Annotated in this window: 2 rRNA genes (both only partly in view); one reads left to right on the forward strand and one right to left on the reverse strand. The window is 52.5% G+C overall.

The features are described 5' to 3' along the window. Positions 1-2,294, forward strand: a 23S ribosomal RNA gene (locus D3879_RS02725); it begins 579 nt to the left of the window's first position. A gap of 262 nt (positions 2,295-2,556) precedes the next feature. Here the strand turns inward: D3879_RS02725 and D3879_RS02730 are convergent. Then, positions 2,557-5,000 (reverse strand): 23S ribosomal RNA (locus D3879_RS02730); it runs 435 nt beyond the window's last position.

Genomic DNA, 5,000 nt, shown 5'->3' on the forward strand with positions numbered 1-5,000 from the left:
TATTTTCAGTGGCGAGCTTAACCGAATAGGGGAGGCGTAGCGAAAGCGAGTCTTAATAGGGCGTTTAGTCGCTGGGAATAGACCCGAAACCGGGCGATCTATCCATGGGCAGGTTGAAGGTTGGGTAACACTAACTGGAGGACCGAACCGACTACCGTTGAAAAGTTAGCGGATGACCTGTGGATCGGAGTGAAAGGCTAATCAAGCTCGGAGATAGCTGGTTCTCCTCGAAAGCTATTTAGGTAGCGCCTCGTGTATCACTGCTGGGGTAGAGCACTGTTTCGGCTAGGGGGTCATCCCGACTTACCAAACCGATGCAAACTCCGAATACCAGCAAGTGCGAGCACGGGAGACACACGGCGGGTGCTAACGTCCGTCGTGAAAAGGGAAACAACCCAGACCGTCAGCTAAGGTCCCAAAGTTATGGTTAAGTGGGAAACGATGTGGGAAGGCTTAGACAGCTAGGAGGTTGGCTTAGAAGCAGCCACCCTTTAAAGAAAGCGTAATAGCTCACTAGTCGAGTCGGCCTGCGCGGAAGATGTAACGGGGCTCAAACCATACACCGAAGCTACGGGTATCACTTAGGTGATGCGGTAGAGGAGCGTTCTGTAAGCCTGTGAAGGTGAGTTGAGAAGCTTGCTGGAGGTATCAGAAGTGCGAATGCTGACATGAGTAACGACAATGGGTGTGAAAAACACCCACGCCGAAAGACCAAGGTTTCCTGCGCAACGTTAATCGACGCAGGGTTAGTCGGTCCCTAAGGCGAGGCTGAAAAGCGTAGTCGATGGAAAACAGGTTAATATTCCTGTACTTCTAGTTATTGCGATGGGGGGACGGAGAAGGCTAGGCCAGCTTGGCGTTGGTTGTCCAAGTTTAAGGTTGTAGGCTGGGTGCTTAGGTAAATCCGGGCGCCTAAGGCTGAGAACTGATGACGAGTGCTCATTAGAGCGCGAAGTGGTTGATGCCATGCTTCCAAGAAAAGCCTCTAAGCTTCAGATAACTAGGAACCGTACCCCAAACCGACACAGGTGGTTGGGTAGAGAATACCAAGGCGCTTGAGAGAACTCGGGTGAAGGAACTAGGCAAAATGGCACCGTAACTTCGGGAGAAGGTGCGCCGGTGAGGGTGAACGATTTACTCGGTAAGCCCATGCCGGTCGAAGATACCAGGCCGCTGCGACTGTTTATTAAAAACACAGCACTCTGCAAACACGAAAGTGGACGTATAGGGTGTGACGCCTGCCCGGTGCCGGAAGGTTAATTGATGGGGTTAGCTAACGCGAAGCTCTTGATCGAAGCCCCGGTAAACGGCGGCCGTAACTATAACGGTCCTAAGGTAGCGAAATTCCTTGTCGGGTAAGTTCCGACCTGCACGAATGGCGTAACGATGGCGGCGCTGTCTCCACCCGAGACTCAGTGAAATTGAAATCGCTGTGAAGATGCAGTGTATCCGCGGCTAGACGGAAAGACCCCGTGAACCTTTACTATAGCTTTGCACTGGACTTTGAATTTGCTTGTGTAGGATAGGTGGGAGGCTTTGAAGCGTGAACGCCAGTTTGCGTGAGCCAATCTTGAAATACCACCCTGGCAACTTTGAGGTTCTAACTCAGGTCCGTTATCCGGATCGAGGACAGTGTATGGTGGGTAGTTTGACTGGGCGGTCTCCTCCTAAGAGTAACGGAGGAGTACGAAGGTGCGCTCAGACCGGTCGGAAATCGTCGTAGAGTATAAAGGCAAAAGCGCGCTTGACTGCGAGACAGACACGTCGAGCAGGTACGAAAGTAGGTCTTAGTGATCCGGTGTTCTGTATGGAAGGGCCATCGCTCAACGGAATAAAGGTACTCCGGGGATAACAGGCTGATACCGCCCAAGAGTTCATATCGACGGGCGGTGTTTGGCACCTCGATGTCGGCTCATCACATCCTGGGGCTGAAGCCGGTCCCAAGGGTATGGCTGTTCGCCATTTAAAGTGGTACGCGAGCTGGGTTTAGAACGTCGTGAGACAGTTCGGTCCTATCTGCCGTGGACGTTTGAGATTTGAGAGGGGCTGCTCCTAGTACGAGAGACCGGAGTGGCGAACCTCTGGTGTTCCGGTTGTCACGCCAGTGGCATCGCCGGTAGCTATGTTCGGAATAGATAACCGCTGAAAGCATCTAAGCGGGAAACTAGCCTCAGTGAGATCTCACTGGAACCTTGAGTTCCCTAGGGCCGTCGAAGACTACGAGTTGATAGTGGGGTGTGTAAGCGCTGTGAGGCGTTGAGTAACCCAACTAATTGCCCGTGAGGCTTGACCATAACACCCAAGCAATTGCTTAAGGCGAATTGATGAGGTGAAGACGAGACCGAAAGCCAAACTCGACCAAGAACGGTCCATCAGCAGACCCAATTGGAGTGCCCCCGTCAGGCGACAGCTCGCCGTTGCTTTTGCGACCAAAGTCGGGGCGTTGGGAAACCACTGATCCCATCCCCGAACTCAGTAGTCGAAACGAAGAATAGCGAAGTAAGTCGCGTCTCCACACGCAACAAAACGCCGTTAAGCAAATTGCTTGGGTGTTATATGGTCAAGCCTCACGGCAATTAGTATGGGTTAGCTCAACGCTCACAGCGCTTACACACCCCACCTATCAACGTCGTAGTCTTCGACGGCCCTTTAGGAACTCAAGGTTCCAGTGAGATCTCATCTTGAGGCTAGTTTCCCGCTTAGATGCTTTCAGCGGTTATCTATTCCGAACATAGCTACCCGGCGATGCCACTGGCGTGACAACCGGAACACCAGAGGTTCGTCCACTCCGGTCCTCTCGTACTAGGAGCAGCCCCTCTCAAATCTCAAACTCCACGGCAGATAGGACCGAACTGTCTCACGACGTTCTAAACCCAGCTCGCGTACCACTTTAAATGGCGAACAGCCATACCCTTGGGACCGGCTTCAGCCCCAGGATGTGATGAGCCGACATCGAGGTGCCAAACACCGCCGTCGATATGAACTCTTGGCGGTATCAGCCTGTTATCCCGGAGTACCTTTTATCCGTTGACGATGGCCCTTCCATACAGAACCACCGGATCACTAAGACCTACTTTCGTACCTGCTCGACGTGTCTGTCTCGCAGTCAAGCGCGCTTTTGCCTTTATACTCTACGACCGATTTCCGACCGGTCTGAGCGCACCTTCGTACTCCTCCGTTACTCTTTAGGAGGAGACCGCCCCAGTCAAACTACCCACCATACACTGTCCTCGATCCGGATAACGGACCTGAGTTAGAACCTCAAAGTTGCCAGGGTGGTATTTCAAGATTGGCTCCACGCAAACTGGCGTTCACGCTTCAAAGCCTCCCACCTATCCTACACAAGCAAATTCAAAGTCCAGTGCAAAGCTATAGTAAAGGTTCACGGGGTCTTTCCGTCTAGCCGCGGATACACTGCATCTTCACAGCGATTTCAATTTCACTGAGTCTCGGGTGGAGACAGCGCCGCCATCGTTACGCCATTCGTGCAGGTCGGAACTTACCCGACAAGGAATTTCGCTACCTTAGGACCGTTATAGTTACGGCCGCCGTTTACCGGGGCTTCGATCAAGAGCTTCGCGTTAGCTAACCCCATCAATTAACCTTCCGGCACCGGCAGGCGTCACACCCTATACGTCCACTTTCGTGTTTGCAGAGTGCTGTGTTTTTAATAAACAGTCGCAGCGGCCTGGTATCTTCGACCGGCATGGGCTTACCGAGTAAATCGTTCACCCTCACCGGCGCACCTTCTCCCGAAGTTACGGTGCCATTTTGCCTAGTTCCTTCACCCGAGTTCTCTCAAGCGCCTTGGTATTCTCTACCCAACCACCTGTGTCGGTTTGGGGTACGGTTCCTAGTTATCTGAAGCTTAGAGGCTTTTCTTGGAAGCATGGCATCAACCACTTCGCGCTCTAATGAGCACTCGTCATCAGTTCTCAGCCTTAGGCGCCCGGATTTACCTAAGCACCCAGCCTACAACCTTAAACTTGGACAACCAACGCCAAGCTGGCCTAGCCTTCTCCGTCCCCCCATCGCAATAACTAGAAGTACAGGAATATTAACCTGTTTTCCATCGACTACGCTTTTCAGCCTCGCCTTAGGGACCGACTAACCCTGCGTCGATTAACGTTGCGCAGGAAACCTTGGTCTTTCGGCGTGGGTGTTTTCACACCCATTGTCGTTACTCATGTCAGCATTCGCACTTCTGATACCTCCAGCAAGCTTCTCAACTCACCTTCACAGGCTTACAGAACGCTCCTCTACCGCATCACCTAAGTGATACCCGTAGCTTCGGTGTATGGTTTGAGCCCCGTTACATCTTCCGCGCAGGCCGACTCGACTAGTGAGCTATTACGCTTTCTTTAAAGGGTGGCTGCTTCTAAGCCAACCTCCTAGCTGTCTAAGCCTTCCCACATCGTTTCCCACTTAACCATAACTTTGGGACCTTAGCTGACGGTCTGGGTTGTTTCCCTTTTCACGACGGACGTTAGCACCCGCCGTGTGTCTCCCGTGCTCGCACTTGCTGGTATTCGGAGTTTGCATCGGTTTGGTAAGTCGGGATGACCCCCTAGCCGAAACAGTGCTCTACCCCCAGCAGTGATACACGAGGCGCTACCTAAATAGCTTTCGAGGAGAACCAGCTATCTCCGAGCTTGATTAGCCTTTCACTCCGATCCACAGGTCATCCGCTAACTTTTCAACGGTAGTCGGTTCGGTCCTCCAGTTAGTGTTACCCAACCTTCAACCTGCCCATGGATAGATCGCCCGGTTTCGGGTCTATTCCCAGCGACTAAACGCCCTATTAAGACTCGCTTTCGCTACGCCTCCCCTATTCGGTTAAGCTCGCCACTGAAATAAGTCGCTGACCCATTATACAAAAGGTACGCAGTCACCCAACAAAGTGGGCTCCCACTGCTTGTACGCATACGGTTTCAGGATCTATTTCACTCCCCTCTCCGGGGTTCTTTTCGCCTTTCCCTCACGGTACTAGTTCACTATCG

It is taken from the genome of Pseudomonas cavernicola, from assembly GCF_003596405.1.
Taxonomy (GTDB): domain Bacteria; phylum Pseudomonadota; class Gammaproteobacteria; order Pseudomonadales; family Pseudomonadaceae; genus Aquipseudomonas; species Aquipseudomonas cavernicola.